The following is a 19,476-nucleotide window of genomic DNA, read 5'->3' on the forward strand; positions in this document are numbered from 1 at the left end:
TTATTAGCGCTTTTCCCGCATCACAGCAATCTCTCGAAAGGCCGGTTTCAAATCGGAACATTTCGATCAACGGCTCGGCCCCGGTTGCCGACGCCCGTCTTCCGAAAAGAGCGCGCATCCTTCTTCGATCCGTTCGACGACGCAAACCCCTGTTATCGCACGCCATATGCGCACCAGAGGAACTTTGGCCCAATCATGCGAGCGTTTCGAGGCCGGACAAGCGCCCCGTCGACCAATCGAGCGAAGCGTGCGACGAGAATGTTGCGACGCAATGCTTGCGCCCCGACGCCGCGCCGAGTTGTCCCAAATCGGCACGCAAAGCACTATCGTCGAGATGTGCTCCGTCGGCAGAGTTCTCGCGCAAACAGAGCGCCGCAAAGGAAGCGGGCCTTAGCCACCGCGCGCAACGAAACGGCCCACCGCCACGGCAGGCCTTAAAGGATTGATCCCGATGCGGATGTGTGCCTGTGCAGGCTTAGCCACAAGCCCCAATGGGGCTGAAGATCAATTCCGCGTAAGCTTCATCAAGATCCCGGTCACCGCGAGACCGGAAACCGGCAGTGTCGCCAGCACGAGTGCAAACATGAAACCCCTCCAGATAATTATTATGCATGACAGGTTTCTATGATTGCAACCGCAAGTCAAGCGGCAAGATCATCGCCCTTTCGGCCCATTGGGTTGCAACCAAGGGATCATGATCGTGACCGACGAGGCGCCCGCGTGTAGGGGCAAGGAATGAAAATGCCATTCGGAGACGTGCCGGTGCCCATCGCCCTCGACCAGCAAGCGACCCTCATCGATCTCGACGGGACGACCCCGCTGATCGCCCCTTTGGCCGAATGCGTACGGCACTTCGCGGCGCTCAAGGCGTCGGCGAAGGCGGATCACCGCATCCTGCTGACCCAGCCAGTGCCGCGCAAGGATCGGCCGACGCGCACCTGGATCCTCAACCCCGACGATATCGAGCCGCTTGTTGCGGAACAGGCGCAGGACTGATGTCCGATCTGCGGTATCGCTTATGGTGGGCCTGGGCCAAGTTCCGCCTAGGCTCGGACGTGCTCGAGGCGGCGGGTTACCCGCCACCGCGCCGGATCAGGTGACCGCCGCGCGGGCGCGAAAGGCGGGTTCGTCCCATGCCTCCGTCGCCAGGATATCTCGCAGGATATCGACCGCGCGCCACAAATCCTCGAACCCGACATAGAGCGGCGTGAAGCCGAAGCGCAGGATGTCCGGCGCGCGGAAGTCCCCGATCACGCCGCGCGCGATCAGCGCCTGCATGATCGGCCAACCATGATCGTGTCGGAAGGAGACGTGGCTGCCCCGTAAACTCGGGTCGCGCGGAGTCGCGAGCGTCACACCCAGGCCGGCGCAGCGATGCTCGACCAGATCGATGAAGGCCGAGCACAGCGCCTGCCCCTTGGCGTAGAGCGCCTCCCGGTCAGTGCCGAGCAGCATATCCACCCCTTCCTCCAGCGCGGCGATGCCGAGAATCGGAGGCGTGCCGCACAGAAAGCGGGCAATGCCCTCTCCCGGTGCGTAATCGTCGTCAAAATCAAACGGCGCGGCATGGCCCATCCAGCCCGACAGCGGCGAACGCAGCATCGCCTGGTGCCGCTCGGCGACGAAGAGGAAGGCCGGCGCGCCGGGTCCGCCATTCAGATATTTGTAGCCGCAGCCGGCAGCCAGATCGGCGTTCGCGGCATTGAGATCGACCGCCACGGCGCCGGCACTGTGGCTCAGATCCCAGAGCACCAGCGCGCCCTTTTCCTGTGCGGCGCGGGTGACCGCCGCCATGTCGAACGTCACCGCGCTCCGGTAGTGGACGTGGGTGAGCAGGAGGACGGCCACGTCTTCATCAAGGGCGTCCACGATCGCCTCGCGCGGAGCCAGCCGCAGTTCGACATCGAGCGCCTCCGCCACACCCTGCGCGACATAGAGATCGGTCGGAAAATTGCCCGGCTCCGACAGGATCACGCGCCGACCCGGCCGCGCTTTCACCGCCGCCGCCAATAGCTTGTAGAGATTGACGGAGGTGGAATCCGCGACCAGCACCTCATGCGGTTTCGCGCCGATCAGCTGCGCGATCTTGCCGCCGACGCGGGCCGGCGCCTCGATCCAGCCGGCCTTGTTCCAGCTGCGGATGAGATCGCGCCCCCATTCGCCGCGGATCGTCTCCGTCATCCGCGCGATCGTCGCGCGCGGCAGGGCGCCGAGCGAATTGCCGTCGAGATAGATTTCGCCGTCCGGCAGATCGAACGCATCCCGCAGGCCCCGCAGCGGATCGGCGGCGTCAAGCGCCCGGGCTTCCTCCAGCGTCCTCACAGCGCCGTTCTCACGCTCAGCAGTTCGGGAAAGAAGGGCTTTTCCAGTACCTTGGCGAGATATTGCACGCCCGCCGTGCCACCAGTTCCGGTCTTGAAGCCGATCACCCGTTCCACTGTTTTCAGATGTCCGAAGCGCCAGAGCTGGACGTGATATTCGATGTCCACCAGCTTTTCGGCCAGCTCGTACACATCCCAATATGTCTCGGTGTCAGCATAGATCGTCGCCCAAGCCCGCTCGACTTCGGGCGAAGCTGCATAGGGCCGGGAAAAGTCGCGCTCGATCACCCCCGCCGGAATGGCGAAGCCACGCCGCGCCAGCAGCCGCAGCGCCTCGTCGTAGAGGCTCGGCTGCGCCAGCCGCATCTTCAGCCGGGCATGGGTTTCGGGATCGTCGGCATGGATGTCGACCATCGCCGCATCCTTGTTGCCGAGGATGAATTCCATCTCGCGATACTGATCGGACTGGAAGCCCGAGCTAGTGCCGAGCTTGCCCCGCATCCTGGTGTAGTCGGCGGGCGTCATCGTCGCCAGCACCTCCCAACTGCGGATCATCTGCTCCTGGATGCGCGCCACCCGCGTCATCATCTTGAAGGCCGGGCGCAGATCGTCCGCCGCGACCAGCCCGCGCGCCGCATGCAATTCGTGCAGCGCCAGCTTCAGCCAGATTTCGGAAGCCTGATGGATGGAGATGAACAGCAGCTCGTCATGCGCATCGGACAGCGGCTGCTGGCAGGCGAGCAGTTCGGGCAGCCGAAGATAGCGTCGATAGGTGATCGTGTCTTTCATGAGAGGATCTAGGCCCGCCAGAAGCGCTTCACGTCAAGCAATGTCTCGAGCGAATCCTCGGCCCCCTCCAACATCTCGCGCTGCTCGCGCTTGCCGAGCGACGGCAGGCTCTCCTCGATGCCGAGCCTGGCCAGCACCTCCGGCCCCGTGACGAAATCGTTGAGCTCGCCGAGCGCATCCTGCAGGTCCTCGATCGCGGCGAGGAACGCCTCGTGCCGCCGCCGCGCCTTCTTGCCCGGATAGAGCGAGCCGAAAAAATCCGCCGCATAACGCAGCTTCTTGCCCTCGATCCGCACTTCGTGGCGATGCTCGTCGTCGAGCTTGGCGAGATGCTTGCCGCGCTTGCGGAGCTTGCGGCGGTGGCGATCGAGGATGTCCGCCGCGAAATCCGGCGCCAGCCGCGCCGCCAGCGCCGGGTCGGCGGGATCGACCCGCCAGTCGCCGATCGCCAGCCATTCGACGAGATCGATCATCAGCAGCCGCGTGCGCGCCGACGCCAACGCGATACGAACGTGCTCCAGCGCCCGTTCGCGCGCCACCTCCAGCTGGCCGCGCACGCGATCCGACATTCGCGGGATCAGCACATCGAGATTGCGGACTTCGCCCAACTCGGCGGCCAGCCACTTGAGCTCCAGTCTGAGCAGTTCGGCGCGCGCATCGTCCGCGATCAGCGGCTTGAACAGCGAGAAGGCCGATCGCAATCGCCGCAGCCCGACCCGCGCCTGGTGGACCGACCCGGCCTTCCCGGCGCCCATCACGCCGCTTTCGTTCAGCCGGAACTGCCGGATGCAGCCGCGCGCGATCGTTGCGAAGGCGTCACGCGCGTCGCTCGCGCGATCGAGCACGACAGGTTCCGCCTTGATGGCGCGCGGCTTGGCGTCGTCCGAAAGTCCGTAACCCGCTTCAGACTTGGAGCGCACGCCGAGCCGCAGGGGCACATGCTCGTCCAGCTGTCGGGCAAGATCGAACAGCGCGCGGGGATTGCCGGATTTCAGCTCCAGCTCGACCTCGGACAGCGGCACGCTGCGTGGCCCGGCAACCGCCTCCCCGACATCCAGCGCCAGCTCGATCGCTGCGCCCTCGATCGTCGGCTCGAACACGGTGCGCGTCACCCGTGTCTCGAACAGCGGCTCCAGCGTGGCTAGCACCTCCGGCGCGAACAGCTCGGGCAGCGGCCCGGCATTCGCATCGAGCACCGGCCGGTCGCCCTTTACCGCGCATTCCCATTCCGGGCGCACGAAAAGGCCGGCGGCGCCCTCGCCTTCCGCCTTCAAGGTCTGGACGCGTTTGCTGCCCTTGCGGCGGATGCGCAAGCCATAACCCCTGCGGCGCAGGTCCCTTTCGGGCGTGTCGAAATAGGTAGAGAGCAATTCCTGCTTCTCGCGCGCCAGCTCCGCCAGCAACGGCGCGTCCGCGAGACGGTCTGCATCGTCCGCGTCGATCTCCAGCTTGAGTTCGACTTCGAGGGGCTCGATCGCCATTCCCGTCATCCGCTCCTTCTCAATCGCTGCGCTGGTTTAGCCGCATCGTGCGAACGGCCGAAGACATATTCTGTCTCCGTTCGGAAACAGATCGCGCGCGTCGGCGTTCCGGCTCATGCAGGGTTCAGGATTTCGGGGGCATCATGACGTCACTTATGGCTTGGACTCCATCTTCCGCTGCGTCTGTGCGCATCCCGCCGATGGGGCAGGGCCTGGCCGTGGTCGTCGCGGTCGCGGGCATCGCGGTGCTCTCGATCGGCGGCGTGCTGGGCTATCTCGTCTCGCTGCACATCGCCGCGTGGAGCAGCGAGAATCGCGCGCTCGATGCGCAGATTTCAGCCAAGCAGCATCAGGTCCAGCAGTTGCGCAACGAGCTGGAATTCCGCACCCGCTTCCCCGAGCTGGAACGGTGGAGCGATCCGCTCGGCCTGCAGCCGGCGGACGGGCGCCAGTACGGCCAGAATGTCCGCGACATCGATGCCCTCGCCGCCGCCAGCAACCAGCGCGTCGCGGACAAGCTACCGCGCGTCGGCGGCGCCAAGGGCTACACGCCGCAGGCGCGCGACCAGATCGACACGCTGATCGACAAGATCGCGACGAACTAGCCCACCGGGCCGAGCTTCTCTTCCAGGAAACGCGCCGTCGCGGCGTCCGCCTTCAGCCAGCTTTCGTAGCGGAGGAAGCCGTGGATCTCGTTGGGGATCACCAGCTCCTCGAACGGCACGCCCGCCTTGGTCAGCCGCCCGGCGAGATCGACCGTCTGGTTGAAGCGGACGTTGCGATCGTCGTCTCCCTGGATGAGCAGCACCGGCGAGCGCCAGTCGGCGATCTGCGCGTCGGGCGAGGATTCGAACGCGGTCTTCAAAAACCGGTCCCAATCGCCCTGCTCGTAGCGCTTGGCCGGCGGGTTCTCCTCCGAAACCAGGCGGGACCAGTCGTGGACGCCGTGCAGGTCCGCCCCCGCCTTGAACACATCCGAATTGCGAGAGAGCGCCATGCCGGTGAGGTAGCCGCCATAGGAGCCGCCCCAGATGCCGATCCGCGCCGGATCGACACCCGGCTGCTGCTGGAGCCAGCGTGCCCCGGACAGTACGTCCTGATATTCGGCGCCACCGGCAGCGCCGCCATGATCCGGCTGCTCGAAGGCGCGGCCATAGCCGATGCCGAGCCGGTAGTTGACCGAGAGCACGACGAAGCCCCGGCTCGCCAGATACTGGTTCACGGCATAGCCGTTGGAATAATAGCCCATATAATGCCAGCCGAGCAGCATCTGCCGCGATGGGCCGCCATGGACGAAGATCACGGCCGGGCGCTTCTTTGCGGTGCCGGCTGCCCCGAACAGCTGGCCCTGGATGGTCAGGCCGTCGGGCGCCGTCCAGCTGACCAGTTTCGGCGTGACCAACGACGCGACGGGATAGTCCGGCACCGCCACGTGGAGCGGCTTGAGCATCTTGCCTTGAGCGAACGCGACAGCCGCCGGATGCGTGGCATCCGCCGAGATCAAGGCCACGCCCCGCCCCGCCGCAACCGGCGACCATTGCAGGCCGGTGCCACCAATGAGGGCGACCGGCTTGTTCTCCGGTGTGACCGCAAAGACGTGGCGCCGATCGTCATCGTCCTTCGTCGAGCCGGTGTTCGCCGCGTAAAGGAGAGTCCGCTTGTCACGGCCGAGCGAGACGTGCTCGACCATATAGTTGCCCGGCGTCAGCAGCTTCGGCGTTCCGCCTGCAGCCGGCAATGCGTAGAGATGCTCCCATCCGTCGAGGGTCGTCAGGAAGGCGAGCGTATCGCCCGCCATCCAGCGCAGGCCGAGCCCGTCACCATCCTGCGGATAGGAGCCGTTGAGCGTCACGGGACTGGCCCAGACGCACCTGCCCTCACCGGTGGCGACGTCCGCCGTCCAGATCGCGAAGGGCTGCGGCGTGTTGACCAGGAACGGCACCGGCGCCCCGCCGTCTCCGGGCTGGCGGCTGAAGGCGATGCGCGTGCCGTCCGGCGACCAGACCGGATCGCCGTCACGCCCCGTCGACGGCGCGAGATAGATGAGCGGCGTCGCCGCGTCCGTGAAGAGGGTGACGAAGCTGTGATCGCCCCGCCCCGAGACGAAAGCCAGCCTGCTGCCATCCGGCGACCAGAGCGGCTGCCGATCCTTGCCGCGATCGAACAGCAATTTGGCGGGCTTCACCGATCCGTCGAGCGGCACGGACCAGATCTGGTGCTCCTTCACGAAGGCGACCATGCCCTTCGCCGACACCGCCGGCTCGTCGCCCTCGCTCAGCAGGCGCGGCGTGCCGCCAGCGAAGGGGACAGCATAAACCTCCACCTTGTCTTCGGTGGCACCGTTCGCGGGATCGGGGGCGAGATCGCCTTCCGCCGGCCAGTTGGCGTCATGATCGCCGCCGCGCACGAAGACGATCGTGTCGGCCGCCCGGTCGAAGCGGAGCTGGGTGATCTCCTGACCGTCGTCGGCCGTGTAGTGCGTCACCGGGTGCGCGGCGAAATCGGGTCCGGACGCAGCCCAGACATTGCGGACGCCCTTGACGTTTTCCACCCAGGTGATGCGATCGGCATGCTCGGCAGAGGTTAGCTCGCTCACGAAGCTGTAGCCGAGGAAATCCGGCAGAGTGGGCTTGGCCAATGCGGGCATCGCCACTCCGGCCAGCAGCACCGCCCCGAAAAACCGCATCGCCCGAGCCGTCATGCCATCGCCCCTGTTGTTTCGGGGTCGAGACTAGACCGCAAGGCGGCGATCGCAAGCTACCAGCGCGCGACGAATGGAAGCAGCGTCCTCCCCGCCAGCCCGACCAGCACGCAGCCGAGCCCGTACCAGAAGACGATATAGAGCGGGTCATCATGCCCGCAGGCGAAGAAGAAGACGAACGCCCCCCACGCGGCCGCGCCCAGCCCCGCCGCCATCGCGCTTCCGCGTCGGTGGGTGGGGGCGCCGCGCCGCATCAGTACGGCTAGTGCCGCCAGCATCGGCAGCGACAGCAGCACCATCCAGGCGAGGCAGTTCACGCCCTCCCGCCATTCGAGCCGGGCCAGCAGCGGTCGGCTGGCATGATGCGAGGCATCGATGCCCCAGCCGATCAGCAAAGCGATCACGGCGAGCGCCGCCGCCCAGCGCAGCCCACGGGACGGCGAGACGGCGGGATCGAAGGAGCGCACCGCCGTCGTCACCGCGAGGACGGTCAGCAGGCCGAGCGTCGCCAGCTTCCACCAGAAGGACATTTCCCCCATGGCGTGATGCATGTCGGGCCGGGCCAGCCCCATCATCAGGAACAGGGTCAGCTCGCTTACCGCCAGCCCGCCCACGATCAACCCGTCCCGCCCCGCGCTGCGGCAGCGGACGGGCGTGAGGCCGGAGGCGAGCTCGTCAAGCAAGCGCTCACTCGTCATCGGGCACCTCCTGCACGATGACGGCAAGCTGCTTCAGCCCGCGATGGATGTTGACCTTGACCAGCGAGGGCGACTGGCCGGTCCGCGCGGAGGCCTCCTCGACGCTGTAGCCGTCCAGCTTGACCAGCCTGATCGCCTGCTGCTGGGCGGGCTTCAGCCGCGCGATCAGATCGCGCAGCAGCACCGCGCTGGTGACCTCGCTCTCATGGCCTTCGACGCCGATCGCATCGGGCAGCTCCTCGGTGCGATCGCGGCCCATGGCGCGCAGCCGGTCGATCCACTTGTAACGCGCCACCGCCGCCAGCCAGGGGCGGAACGGGCGCGCGGGATCATAGGTGTGCCGCTTCTCGTGGATCGCGATCAGCGTCTCCTGCACCGCATCCTCGACCTGGGCAGGTGGCAGACGGCGGGCGAAATAGCGGAGTAGCCACGTCCGGATCTCGCCGAGCAGACGGCGATAGGTGCCGCCATGGCCGCCCTGCGCGGCAGCCATCCAGGCGCCCCATTGATCGGCCTCGTCATTCTGCATCCGGGCTCCCGCGCAGCCGATCGCGTCGGTCGCCCGCTCTGGATATCGAAAAGGATGCGCCGCCGCCATGCCTCAAGGTTCGGCGGCGGCGGCGATCCGGTTACGCGCGGCTTACCAGCACTTGCGAACCTTGTGGTGGTGGACCCAGGTCACCTTGCAGGTGCGATGATGCGGCCGCGCCTGGCTCGCCGTGGCGAGGCCGAAGGACGCGATCAGCGCGCAGGCGGTGGCGATGCGAAGAGTCTTCATGGGCGAACTCCCTCTGGTTGCTCGAAATGAGCCGTGCAGGGGACTGCCCGGCGGATGTTTCCCGCCTTGTGCAAGGTTAACACATCGCTTCGCCCCTGAAATGTTCAGGCGAACACCTCCGCGAGGCCGGGCGCGGACTGGCCTTCGCGGATGCGCCGGAGCTCGACGTAGAGAGCCGCCGCAAAACCCGTGGCCAGCAGCGCGGCGAAGATCTGAAAGGCTACCGCGTAGATGGTAATCGGCCAATAGGCGCCCGGAATGAAATGTCTCACCATAAGCTCCGGCGTCCAGACGCCGAGGACGATCGCCGTGTAGAGCAGGACGGCCAGCAATATCCGCCCCCGTGAGCCGGTCGTGAGATCCCGGCTGCGGCGGATCGCTGCCAGAATGCCGACGCGCTCGACGATCAGCACAGGACCGGCGGCCGCCCAGCTCAAATAGATCAGGATGCCCGGAACGATGAACAGGATAACGCCAAGCACCGCGCCGATAAATTGCAGAAGGGAGAGCGTGACGACGGGGAGAAACAGGGACGGAAGGCCGGCCATCGCCGATCGCAGCGATACCGGCTGGCCCTGATAACGGGCAACGAGCAGCGCGATCGCGGGAATCTTGAAGATCACCTCCACCACGCGAAGCAGGAAGGTCGCCGCATAAGTGTATCCGGCGGTCTGGAGTGGGGAGATCGCGCCGATCCCGACTCGCGGGCGCAGCACCGCCTCGTACAGATGGACCCAAGCCGTATGCGACAGGCCAACGATGAGCGCCGCAAGCAGCAGCATCGGCCAGCCGAGCGCGACGAAAGCCTCGAACGAACCACCGATGACCCGTCCGATATCCAGCGGCTCGATCAGCGACACCGGCTCACGCTGTGCCCTTAGCGATAGCCATACGACCAACGCTATCGCCCCGACCAACAGATAGCCTAAAAGAAAAGACGTCAAGAAAGCCCCCCGCCCATGCCACGATCCCCGCTCGATTGTTGTTCTATGCGGATCGACTTGTCCATTGTGCGTCGGGACTTGCGAACGAAATCGTAACGGATAGTCTCTTGAATGCCCTGGGGTGGGCACGGGAGTAAGCGTGGGGACAGGGGCAGCTCCGGCAGCGAAGGCGGGCGCGGACGCGTTTGCGCGGGCGCATGTCCATCTGCTCGCCGATTCGCGCATCCAGTTCGCGCTGCCGCAGGCGCCCCGGCCACACACACCGGCCTGGCTCGCGGCGATCGCCCGCTGGCTGCACCATGCCTGGCCCGTGTTCAAGGTGCTGACGTGGATCACGCTCGGCGGGATCGCCCTCTTCATCCTCTATATGATCGTCAGCCAGTTCGTGGACATACGCTGGCCGTGGCAGCGCCGGGGTGACAAAACGCTCGAGGAGCCCGAATGGCGTCCCGACGTGGCGCCGGTGCGTGCGCTGCTGGAGGAGGCGGACGCGCTCGCCGCCGCCGGCCGCTATGCCGAGGCCGCGCGGCTGATCCTGCTGCGATCGGTGGAGGACATCATGAAGCGGCGGCCCGGCCTCGTCCGACCCGCCACCACCAGCCGCGATCTTGCCGCGACGCCGGAGATTCCGCTTGCCGCGCGCCCCGCCTTCGCCTCGATCGCCAATGTCGTGGAGATCAGCCTGTTCGCCGATCGCGGCGCCACCGCCGAGGCGTGGACACGGGCCCGCAACGCTTATGCCGATTTCGCGCTGGCGGGAAACTGGCGATGAGCGGGGAGGCCCAGGCCGCGCCCTTCCGATCGCGCACGGTGATCATCATCATCGTGGTGGCGGCGATCGCCTTCGCCGGCTTCCTGTTGCTGATCGCCTTCGCCCCGCAATTTCAGAGCGGGCATGACGGGCGCGGCCACGCGCTCTCCACGTCGGGCAACGGCTATGCCGGGCTGGTCGAGCTGACCGACGATCTCGGCAGCCATTCGCTGATCGTGCGCGACGATGCGCAGCTCGGCACGCGCGACCTGCTGGTCGTCACGCCTGAGATCGACACCGAGCAGAAGGATTTCACCAAGCTGCTCGCCTCGCGCGGCGATGCGCCGACGCTGGTGATCCTACCCAAATGGTGGACCCGGCCGATGCCTGAACGGCCCGACTGGGCGCAGCGGGTCGACATGATGTGGTCGGGTGGCCCGGTCTTCGCGCTGTCCAAATATGCGCCGAAGATGACGATCGACCAGACACCTTTCAAGGCCCGGCCCCCGCGCACCGGCGACACGCCACGCCTCGCCCGCGTCAAGGTCGGCCCATTGAATGAACAGCAACGGTTGACGGGGGGCGGCTTCACCCCGGTGCTGCTCGACAAGGACGGACGCGTGCTGATCGGAAAGCTGGTGGGCCGCCCCGTGTTCGTGCTCGCCGATCCCGATCTGCTCAACAACCAGGGCATCGCCGATCCATGGACCGCGCGGCAGGGCTGGCAGGTGATTGACGACCTCGCCCCTACAAACGAGATCGCCTTCGACTTGACGCTCAACGGCTTCGGCACCTCGAAGCAGGAAAAGAGCCCGCTCCAGTCGGTGTTCAAGCCGCCCTTCCTGCCGATGACGCTCATCATCGTCGCGGCGGGTCTCCTCGCCGGACTGCACGGCGCGGTTCGCTTCGGCGCGCCGGCTGTCACCGCGCGCGCCATCGCAATGGGCAAGCGCACGCTGGTCGATAACGCTGCGATGCTGTTCCGCGCCGCGCGCAAGGAGCATCGCGTCGGCGCTGCCTACGCCGCGCTCACCCGCGACCTGACGGCGCAGGCGACCCACGCCCCGGCCCGCCTCTCGGGCGAGGCGCTGGACGACTATCTCAATCGCTCGGGCAAAGCCGAGGGCGATCCCCCTTATGCAACCCTCGCATGGCAGGCCGAGACCGCCGAGGATCGCGATCAACTGCTGAGCGCCGCCCGCGCGCTGTACCGCTGGAGAAGGAACCGCACACGATGACGCTCGACGAAGTCAAAGGCCTGGGCGAGCGTATCGCAGGCGAGATCGGCAAGGCGGTGGTCGGCCAGGAGCAGACCGTGCGCCATCTGCTGATCGCGCTCTTCTCGGGCGGCCACGTGCTGCTGGAAGGGCCGCCCGGCACCGCCAAGACCTTCCTCGCGCAATGCTTCGCGGCCACGCTCGGCCTCGATTTCAAGCGCATCCAGTTCACGCCGGACCTGATGCCGGGCGATATCACCGGCTCCAACGTCTTCAATTTCCAGACCAGCAGCTTCAGCCACATCCGCGGGCCGGTCTTCTGCGACCTCCTGCTCTCCGACGAGATCAACCGCGCTCCGCCCAAAACGCAGGCGGCTTTGCTGGAGGCGATGCAGGAGCGATCAGTGACGCTAGACGGCGTTTCCTACCCGCTGGGCGATCGCTTCATGGTGGTTGCGACGCAGAACCCGATCGAGAATCAAGGCGTCTATCCGCTGCCCGAAGCGCAGCTCGATCGCTTCCTGTTCAAGCTTCTGGTCGATTATCCCGACGAGGCCGAGGAAATCCGCATCGTCGCCAGCCACGGCAAGGACAGCGGCATGGCTTCGCCCGGGCGCTGGGGCGTCGGACAGCTAGCCGATGGCGCGCAGGTCGCGGCAGCGCTGGAGGCGGTGTCCACCGTCACGCTGGTGGATGAGGTGGTCGCCTATATCGTCCGGCTGATCCGCGCCACCCGGACCAGCGTGGAGCTGACCGCTGGCGCCTCCCCGCGCGCCGCCGCGAAGCTGGCCGGTGCCGCGCGCGCGGCAGCCGCGCTGGCAGGCCGCGACTATGTGGTGCCGGACGATGTGCGCGCGCTCGCCCCCGCTGTGCTGCGCCATCGCATCGCGCTCTCCCCCACCGCCGAGATCGACGGGCGCAAGCCCGAGGAAGTGGTCGCCACGCTGATCGCCGAGGTCGAAGCGCCGCGATGAAGTGGCACAGGCAGCGATCGGGCGGCGGCCTCTATCCCACGGCGCGCGCCGTGCTGCTGATGGCGGCCGGCGCGCCGGTGGCGCTCGTCATCGGCGTCGCCGCGCCCGCGCTGTGGACGATCGGCTTCGCCTGGATGCTGCTGGTGATCCTGCTAATCGGCGCCGATGCGCTGCTGGCGCCGGGACGGAATCAGGTCGCGGCCGAACTGACCGTGGCCGGCACCGCTCCGGTCGGCAGCCGGATCGACGCGAGTCTCCAGGTTTCCGCGCGCAGTCGCGTGCAGTCGGCGATCGATCTGGACGAGCGCCTGGCGCCGGTCGACGATGTCCGCCGCACGCTTCGCGGCGACGAAACGCAATCGATCCCGATACGGGCCACGAGGCGCGGCACGGCCCACGTCTCCGCGCTCTGGCTGCGCTGGAAAGGGCCGCTCGGTCTGATCTGGAAGCAGCGGCGCGACGATCGCGATCACGCCATCCTCATCACGCCGGATCTGCGCCCGGTGCGCGAGGACAGCCAGTTGCTGATCCAGCAGGCGATCAGCGGTGAAACGGCGCGGCGCGAGATCGGCACCGGCTCCGAATTCCAGTCGCTCGTCCAATGGCAACCGGGCATGGACCGGCGCGCGATCGACTGGAAGCAGTCCGCCCGCCACGCCACCCTGCTCGCCAAGGACTGGCAGATCGAGCGCAACAACCAGATCCTGCTGGCGATCGACGCGGGCCGCGCCATGGCGGAGCCGCTGGGCGGCACGCCGCGCGTGGATCGCGCCGTCACCGCTGCACTGCTCGCCGCCTATGTGGCGCTCAAGCTCGAAGATCGCATCGGCCTGTTCGCTTATGCCGAGCAGCCGATCGTCTCGTCGGCGATTTCGCCTGGCGTGCACAGTTTTCCAACCCTGCAGCGGCTCGCGGCGAGCATCGATTACGGCACGCGAGAGGCGAACCACACGCTCGGCCTCACTCGGATCGCGCAGAAGCTCGATCGGCGGACCCTGATCATCCTCTTCACCGAGTTCACCGATCCGACCAGCGCCGAGCTGATGGTCCGCGCCTGTGCGCCTCTGCTCCAGCGCCACATCCTGATGTTCCTGATCTACCGCGACGAGGAACTGGAAGCCCTCGCCGCCGCCGAACCGACCGAGCCGGAGGACGTCACCCGCGCCGTCGCCGCGCAGGCGCTTCTGCGCGAGCGCGCCATCGTGGCAGCGCGGCTCAGGCGGATGGGCGTGCATATCGTCGAAGCGAGGCACGACACGGCCGGTACGGCGCTGGTCGAAGCCTATCTCGGTCTTAAGCGGCAGGGAGTGGTCTGATGGCGTTCGCTTTGCCCTTCCGCCGCAAGCGCGATGCCCATCTGCCCGACGACGAACTGGCACACCAGCAGCGCCGCCTCGATCCGCTCCCCTCGGCAAAATTCCGCGCCGAGCGAGAGGGCGACTGGCGGCGGCTGGAGGAATTGCTGAACCGGGCCGAGCGCCGCTCCGCCGCCGTACTGACCGACGACGAGCTGCTCGCCCTCCCGACTTTGTATCGCGCGACCGTGTCGGCGCTCGCAGTGGCGCGCGAAACCTTGCTCGATCGCGCGCTGATCGATTATCTGGAGGGGCTGTCCACCCGCGCCTATTTCTTCCTCTACGGCGTGCGCGGGCGGATCGGGCCGCGCCTGAAGCAATTCTTCCGCCACGACTGGCCCGCCGCCGTTCTGGCGCTGTGGAAGGAAACGCTCGGCTCGCTGCTGCTGCTCGTCGCCGGCGCGCTCGCCGGCTACATGCTGGTACGCGCGGATTCGGGCTGGTTCATGTCGCTGGTCGGCGGGATGTCCGAAGGCCGCACGCCCGATTCCACCACCCAGCAGCTGCGCGACGTCCTCTACGACAGCGACACCAGCGGGCTGGAGGCGCTCGCAAGCTTCCTGTTCACCCATAATGCGCAGATCTCGCTGATGTGCTTCGCGCTCGGCTTCCTGTTCGCGGTGCCGAGCGCGATCCTGATCCTGATGAACGGGCTGACGCTGGGCGCCTTCCTCGCGCTCTACGCCGATCACCATATTGCAGGCGAACTGGTCGGCTGGCTGTGCGTCCACGGCACGACCGAGATGTTCGCGATCACGCTGGCGGGCGCGGCCGGCATCCGCATCGGCTGGGCGGTCGCCTTTCCCGGCCGCCTCTCCCGGTTGGACGGCATGGCGGCGGCGGGGCGCCAGTCCGGCACGGTGATGGCGGGCGTGGTGGTGATGCTGTTCGTGGCCGCGCTGCTGGAGGGCTTCATCCGCCAGCTTGTCACGACCGACTGGCTGCGCTTCCTGATCGGCGGATCGATGCTGACCCTGTGGCTGGCCTATTTCTACGGCCCGGCGGGGCGCCGCCGATGAGCGCGCGGATGCCGAAGGACGCCAGGCGCGTCCGCATGCTGGTGACGCCCGAAGGCGTGCCGCTGCCGCTGGAGATCGCCGATGCCGGCCAGCGCGCGGGCGCCTTCGTGCTCGACATGCTGATCCTGCTGGGATCGATCATCGCGATCACCGTCTTCCTCGCCTTCGTCGCCAAGTCGCTCCCCGGCCGCGCCGTCGATCGCGGCGTCGGCCTGATCTGGACGATCGGGCTGTTCCTGCTGCGCAACTTCTACTTCACCTGGTTCGAGGCGCGGCCGCGCGGGCAGACGCCGGGAAAGCGTGCGCTCGGCATCCGGGTGATCGCGCGCCACGGCGGGCGGCTGACGCTCGACGCCGTGATCGCGCGCAACGCATTGCGGGAGGTCGAGGCGTTCCTGCCGATCATGCTGATGTTCGCCAGCTTCGCGACCCACGGCTACGACACGCTGATTCTCGTCTTCGCGCTCGGCTGGACGGCGATCTTCCTGTTCATGCCGCTGATGAACCGCGACCGGCTGCGCGCCGGGGACCTGCTCGCCGGCACCTGGGTCATCCGGGTGCCTAAGCGACCGCTGCTACCCGAACTCTCCGCCGATGCCGAGGAAACCGTCTTCACCGAAGCCGAGCTCGATGCCTATGGCGTGTTCGAGCTGGAGACGCTGGAGCAGGTGATCCGCCAGGCCCATGCGCCGGCCGTCGCCACCGTCACCTACACGATCTGCCAGCGCATCGGCCGCCAGCACTGGAGCGACGACGGGGGGGCACGTGACCTTGCTTTCCTGCAGGCCTATTACGCCGCGCTGCGCGGCCGGCTCGAACAGAAGCTGCTGTTCGGCAAGCGCCGGGCCGACAAGCACGACCGGAGCTGAACGCACGGTGCACCGTTAAGATTCTGCGGCATTTCTGCCACATCGTACATCGCACGTTCAGCCCGCCGGACGGGTTCGGTTGACCATTGCCCGGCCCATCGTCACCTTGCCGCCTGCCATTGAGGGATGGCTTAAAAAGGCAGGGGACACAGTTAGATGGCTATCAACAAGGCTCGCCGGGCAGCTCTCGGCGCGACGGCGATTGCGGCGCTCGGCGCGGCTCTGGCTTCGGCGCCGGCCAGCGCGATCACGATCAACGATGGCTACACGCCCGCCCAGGCGGTCGATCCCACCAACATCACCGGCGTCGGCCAGATGGTGTCGATCACCGCCGAAAATGACGACGGCAGCATCAACCTCGGCCTCTGCACCGCGACGCTGATCAACCCGCGCACCGTGATCCTCGCCGCGCACTGCGTGAACGAGCAGCCGGCCAGCAGCTACGGCTCTGCGCACGGAGGCACCCCGATCGGCGTCGGCTTCCAGGCCGACAACCTCCGGTCGCTTATCAACTGGGCCTTCGGCGGCCTGCAGAGCAGCGCGACGGACCATTTCTACAACGGCAGCTACGTTGTCTATAACCAGCATTCGCTCGATCTCGGCCCCGACAACAATTATCTGCAGGGCGACGTCGCGATGATCGCCTTCAACACGCCCGTCACCGGCGTGCCGACCCACGACATGCTGTTCAGCCCGCTGACCGGGCCGACCCACGCAATCATCACCGGCTATGGCGGCAACGGCACCGGCACCACCGGCAGCGACGGCTCCAACATCGACTACAAGCGCCGCATCGCGGAAAACGTCGTCAGCGTCCTCGGTTCGCTGGACGATCTGGACAAGGCGTTCGGTTACAACCCGGAAGGTCTGCCGCAGAATCTCTACCAGGCCGATTTCAACAGCCCGGGCTATGAGAGCCTGTCCGATTTCGGCCTGTTCGGCGACACGCCGCTGCCCAAGGAGGGCATCACCGCGCCCGGCGATTCGGGCGGCCCGCTGCTGATCGACCAGGAATTCGCCAGGCCGGTGATCGCCGGCGTGCTCTCCGGCGGCCTGACCTTCGGCGGGCAGGTCCAGGCCGGCTACGGCACGTCCAGCTTCTACCAGCCGCTCTATCTGTACTGGGACTGGATCGTCGCCAACAACCCGTACAAATATGTCGGCGCCAAGGCCGGCGACGGTAGCTGGACCGATCCGAACCATTGGGTGATCAACCTCGATCCGGTCTATCAGACGATCGGCGCAGACGGCCAGCTGGTCAATGCGCTGCCGACCACGCCGGCCGGCGGCCTCACCGGCGACAGCCCCAAGTTCGGCTATGTCTGCGACGGTCTGAACTGCACCAACATCGCCACCGGTGAGGTGGTACCGCAGAGCCCGACCGACGGCACGCCGGAGACAGGCTCGACGTCGAACAACGCCAAGGGCGCCGTCGCCTCGAACGACAAGGGTGGCATGCAGCTTTCGCTGAACGGCGCGACCGTAGCCAACGACAAGGGCGGCACCACCGCCAAGATCTCCAGCCCGACGAGCGGCTTCGGAAGCTCGGGCGGATCGGTCGCCAGCCTCGCCTCGCCGCAGGACGCCGGAACGCCGGCGGAAGGATCGGCGATGGTCGGCGGCGAGCTGGTACAGGGCGCGCCGGGCTCCTCCAACTTCGTACCCGACGACACCGACGGCGACGTCACCACCGGCGCCCCGGCGCGCTATTACGACGTCACCCTCTCGGCGGACGGGACCACCACGCTGTCGGGCGCCGACATCATCATCGACCGCCTGACCATATCCGGCGCGAAGTCCAACCTCACGATCGCCGCCGACGCCAATCTCGGCACGCTGATCGACACCACGCAGGCCAACGGCGTGATGACGGTCGACGGCCAGTACGTCTCGATCGGCGAATATTACCTCGCCGGCGGCCTGCTGCAGGGCAATGGCTCGGTGGTGGCACCCGACATCATCTCGATGCTGGGTGCGATCGCGCCGGGCAGGTTGGGCACGATCGGCACGCTGACCGTGGGCGGCAACGTGATCCTGTCGTCCGGTACGCGCACCTACATGGATATCGGCGCGACGACCGCCGACAAGCTCGCCATCGTCGCCAACCCGTTCGTCGATCCGGCCGCCGGCGGCCAGACCGGCGTCGGCGATCTCGGCGGCATCCTCGCGCTCGCGCCGGCCAAGGGCTATCACTACGATCCCAACCGCACCTACACGCTGATCACCGCCGACGGCGGGCTGCTCGACCACTTCTCGGCGGTGACCGAGCTTTCGGCGATCCTCTACCCGGTCGTCACCCAGACGGCGGACACGCTGTCCGTGAAGATCCGCGCGCGGCCCTATACCAGCGTCGTCAGCGGCTCGCCGATCCAGGATGCCTATGCCCAGCTGCTCGATCGCAGCCGGGCCGGCGGCTCCTATATCCAGGGCTTCTACGATCGCACCGACGTGATGGACCTCGGCACGATCAAGAGCACGCTGGAGCAGGCCGGACCGTTCGCCCAGCAGACCGAGCTGAGCCTGGTGCGGATGCAGGACGAGGCGCTCGCCAAATTCTACCGCGATCGCTTGAGCCTGCTCCGCCACGGCGGCGGCGGCGACACGCTGGCGGTGCTCGGCAACCCGCTCGGGGTGATCCGCACCGGCTACCAGACCGCGCGGGACGTGGCCTCGGGTCTGATGCAGGCGCCGACCAACCCGCAGCAGACGGCGGTCAAGCTGCCCGAGGGCGTCAGCGCCTATATTGCGGGCGGCTATCTGGACGGCTCGTCGCGGCCCCTGCCCAACCTGATCTCCGGCAAGAAGGACGATCTTTCCGGCTGGTACGTCGCGGGTGGCCTCGAAAAGCAGATCGACGACAAGACGATCATGGGCCTTTCCGCCAGCTACTCGCACGGCAAGGGCGACACCATCCTGTCCGAGCGGGCGCGCAGCAACCTGTTCGAGCTGACCGCTTACGGCACCTACAGCTTCGGCAACGGCGGCTTCATCAACACCTCGGTGACGGGTGGCCTGATCAGCACGAAGACGCGCCGCCAGTATCAGATCGCCGACGTGACGGCGAAGCTCCACAACGAAGAGAATGCGCCGATCGTATCGGGCGAATTCGCGCTCGGCTACGACATGAAGACCACCAACTTCACGATCACGCCGATGGCTTCGATCCGCAGCAGCCATCTGGAGTTCGAGGGCGGGCAGGAAAGCGGCGGCATCGGTTCGCTGACCTTCAACCACCGCAACTTCAACAGCATCCAGGCGCGGGTCGGCGGGCAGGTTGCGATCGACGTGGGCGGCGTCCACCCGCATGTTGATGCGGCTTTCGTCCACGACTTCCTGAAGAATGGCGAGGATATCCTGGCCCACTTCACCGAGGCATCGGGCACCGGCCTGCCGAGCGCGGACTTCGGCTCCTTCGGCCGCGACCGCAACTGGGGCGAGGTCGGCGGCGGCCTCAGCATCGTCAGCGGGACGACCGACATCGGCGTCTCGGCGGACACCGTCTTCGGCCGCAAGGACCTGAGCTATCAGGTCTATCGCGGCTCGGTGACCTTCCACTTCTAATCCTCTCCGGATGGAGCA

The 19,476-nt window shown here is 66.9% G+C and carries 17 protein-coding genes; 9 read left to right on the top strand and 8 right to left on the bottom strand.

Going from position 1 to position 19,476, the window contains the following annotated elements:
• Positions 1-741: 741 nt before the first annotated feature.
• The gene (locus HZF05_RS03575; RefSeq protein WP_160366438.1) at positions 742-996 is read left to right on the top strand and encodes a hypothetical protein; all 255 of its coding nucleotides are present in this window, start codon (positions 742-744) and stop codon (positions 994-996) included.
• 96 nt (positions 997-1,092) lie between these two features.
• On the opposite strand, the gene kynU is transcribed toward HZF05_RS03575, so the two are convergent.
• Genes kynU through HZF05_RS03590 form a run of 3 tightly spaced genes read right to left on the bottom strand, consistent with a single transcriptional unit; the run spans position 1,093 to position 4,591 of the window.
• Positions 1,093-2,322, bottom strand: a complete 1,230-nt coding sequence (gene kynU / locus HZF05_RS03580) for a kynureninase (RefSeq protein ID WP_160366322.1) — start codon at positions 2,320-2,322, stop codon at positions 1,093-1,095.
• The gene (locus HZF05_RS03585) at positions 2,319-3,110 is read right to left on the bottom strand and encodes a tryptophan 2,3-dioxygenase (protein WP_160366323.1); all 792 of its coding nucleotides are present in this window, start codon (positions 3,108-3,110) and stop codon (positions 2,319-2,321) included. The genes kynU and HZF05_RS03585 overlap by 4 nt, the downstream gene beginning before the upstream one ends.
• An 8-nt stretch (positions 3,111-3,118) precedes the next feature.
• Positions 3,119-4,591 (bottom strand): CYTH and CHAD domain-containing protein, encoded by a 1,473-nt coding sequence (locus HZF05_RS03590; RefSeq protein ID WP_160366324.1) that lies wholly within the window; start codon positions 4,589-4,591, stop codon positions 3,119-3,121.
• Between the two features lie 200 nt (positions 4,592-4,791).
• On the opposite strand from HZF05_RS03590, the gene HZF05_RS03595 reads away from it, so the two are divergent.
• Entirely contained in the window at positions 4,792-5,196 is a 405-nt protein-coding gene (locus HZF05_RS03595; protein ID WP_160366325.1) for a hypothetical protein, read from the top strand.
• Here the strand turns inward: HZF05_RS03595 and HZF05_RS03600 are convergent.
• The 5 genes from HZF05_RS03600 to HZF05_RS03620 form a co-directional block, all read right to left on the bottom strand.
• Positions 5,193-7,292, bottom strand: coding sequence for a S9 family peptidase (locus tag HZF05_RS03600; protein ID WP_160366326.1), 2,100 nt, complete (start codon positions 7,290-7,292; stop codon positions 5,193-5,195). The two genes, HZF05_RS03595 and HZF05_RS03600, sit on opposite strands and share 4 nt — an antisense overlap.
• A 56-nt stretch (positions 7,293-7,348) precedes the next feature.
• Positions 7,349-7,990 (bottom strand): NrsF family protein, encoded by a 642-nt coding sequence (locus HZF05_RS03605; RefSeq protein WP_160366327.1) that lies wholly within the window; start codon positions 7,988-7,990, stop codon positions 7,349-7,351.
• Complete coding sequence (locus HZF05_RS03610; protein ID WP_160366328.1) at positions 7,980-8,519, bottom strand: sigma-70 family RNA polymerase sigma factor; 540 nt, start codon at positions 8,517-8,519, stop codon at positions 7,980-7,982. Before HZF05_RS03610 ends, HZF05_RS03605 begins: the two co-directional genes overlap by 11 nt.
• A 111-nt stretch (positions 8,520-8,630) precedes the next feature.
• Positions 8,631-8,768, bottom strand: a complete 138-nt coding sequence (locus tag HZF05_RS03615; protein ID WP_160366329.1) for a hypothetical protein — start codon at positions 8,766-8,768, stop codon at positions 8,631-8,633.
• A 104-nt stretch (positions 8,769-8,872) separates the two neighbouring features.
• On the bottom strand, positions 8,873-9,628 hold the full coding sequence (locus tag HZF05_RS03620) for a YciC family protein (RefSeq protein WP_160366330.1): 756 nt from the start codon (positions 9,626-9,628) through the stop codon (positions 8,873-8,875).
• 223 nt (positions 9,629-9,851) lie between these two features.
• On the opposite strand from HZF05_RS03620, the gene HZF05_RS03625 reads away from it, so the two are divergent.
• From HZF05_RS03625 to HZF05_RS03655, 7 genes are all read left to right on the top strand, one after another.
• Positions 9,852-10,484 carry a hypothetical protein gene (locus HZF05_RS03625; RefSeq protein WP_160366331.1) on the top strand — a complete coding sequence of 211 codons (633 nt, stop codon included), beginning with the start codon at positions 9,852-9,854 and terminating at the stop codon, positions 10,482-10,484.
• Positions 10,481-11,701 (top strand): DUF4350 domain-containing protein, encoded by a 1,221-nt coding sequence (locus tag HZF05_RS03630; RefSeq protein WP_160366332.1) that lies wholly within the window; start codon positions 10,481-10,483, stop codon positions 11,699-11,701. Before HZF05_RS03625 ends, HZF05_RS03630 begins: the two co-directional genes overlap by 4 nt.
• On the top strand, positions 11,698-12,654 hold the full coding sequence (locus HZF05_RS03635; protein WP_160366333.1) for an AAA family ATPase: 957 nt from the start codon (positions 11,698-11,700) through the stop codon (positions 12,652-12,654). The genes HZF05_RS03630 and HZF05_RS03635 overlap by 4 nt, the downstream gene beginning before the upstream one ends.
• Positions 12,651-13,970 (top strand): DUF58 domain-containing protein, encoded by a 1,320-nt coding sequence (locus HZF05_RS03640; protein ID WP_160366334.1) that lies wholly within the window; start codon positions 12,651-12,653, stop codon positions 13,968-13,970. Before HZF05_RS03635 ends, HZF05_RS03640 begins: the two co-directional genes overlap by 4 nt.
• Positions 13,970-15,028, top strand: coding sequence for a stage II sporulation protein M (locus HZF05_RS03645; RefSeq protein WP_160366335.1), 1,059 nt, complete (start codon positions 13,970-13,972; stop codon positions 15,026-15,028). The genes HZF05_RS03640 and HZF05_RS03645 overlap by 1 nt, the downstream gene beginning before the upstream one ends.
• The gene (locus HZF05_RS03650) at positions 15,025-15,897 is read left to right on the top strand and encodes an RDD family protein (protein WP_220129694.1); all 873 of its coding nucleotides are present in this window, start codon (positions 15,025-15,027) and stop codon (positions 15,895-15,897) included. Before HZF05_RS03645 ends, HZF05_RS03650 begins: the two co-directional genes overlap by 4 nt.
• Before the next feature lie 156 nt (positions 15,898-16,053).
• Entirely contained in the window at positions 16,054-19,458 is a 3,405-nt protein-coding gene (locus tag HZF05_RS03655) for an autotransporter outer membrane beta-barrel domain-containing protein (RefSeq protein ID WP_160366336.1), read from the top strand.
• The last annotated feature ends 18 nt before the right edge of the window (positions 19,459-19,476 follow it).

Origin of the sequence: Sphingomonas chungangi (genome assembly GCF_013778325.1) — a bacterium.
GTDB classification, from domain to species: Bacteria; Pseudomonadota; Alphaproteobacteria; order Sphingomonadales; family Sphingomonadaceae; genus Solisphingomonas; species Solisphingomonas chungangi.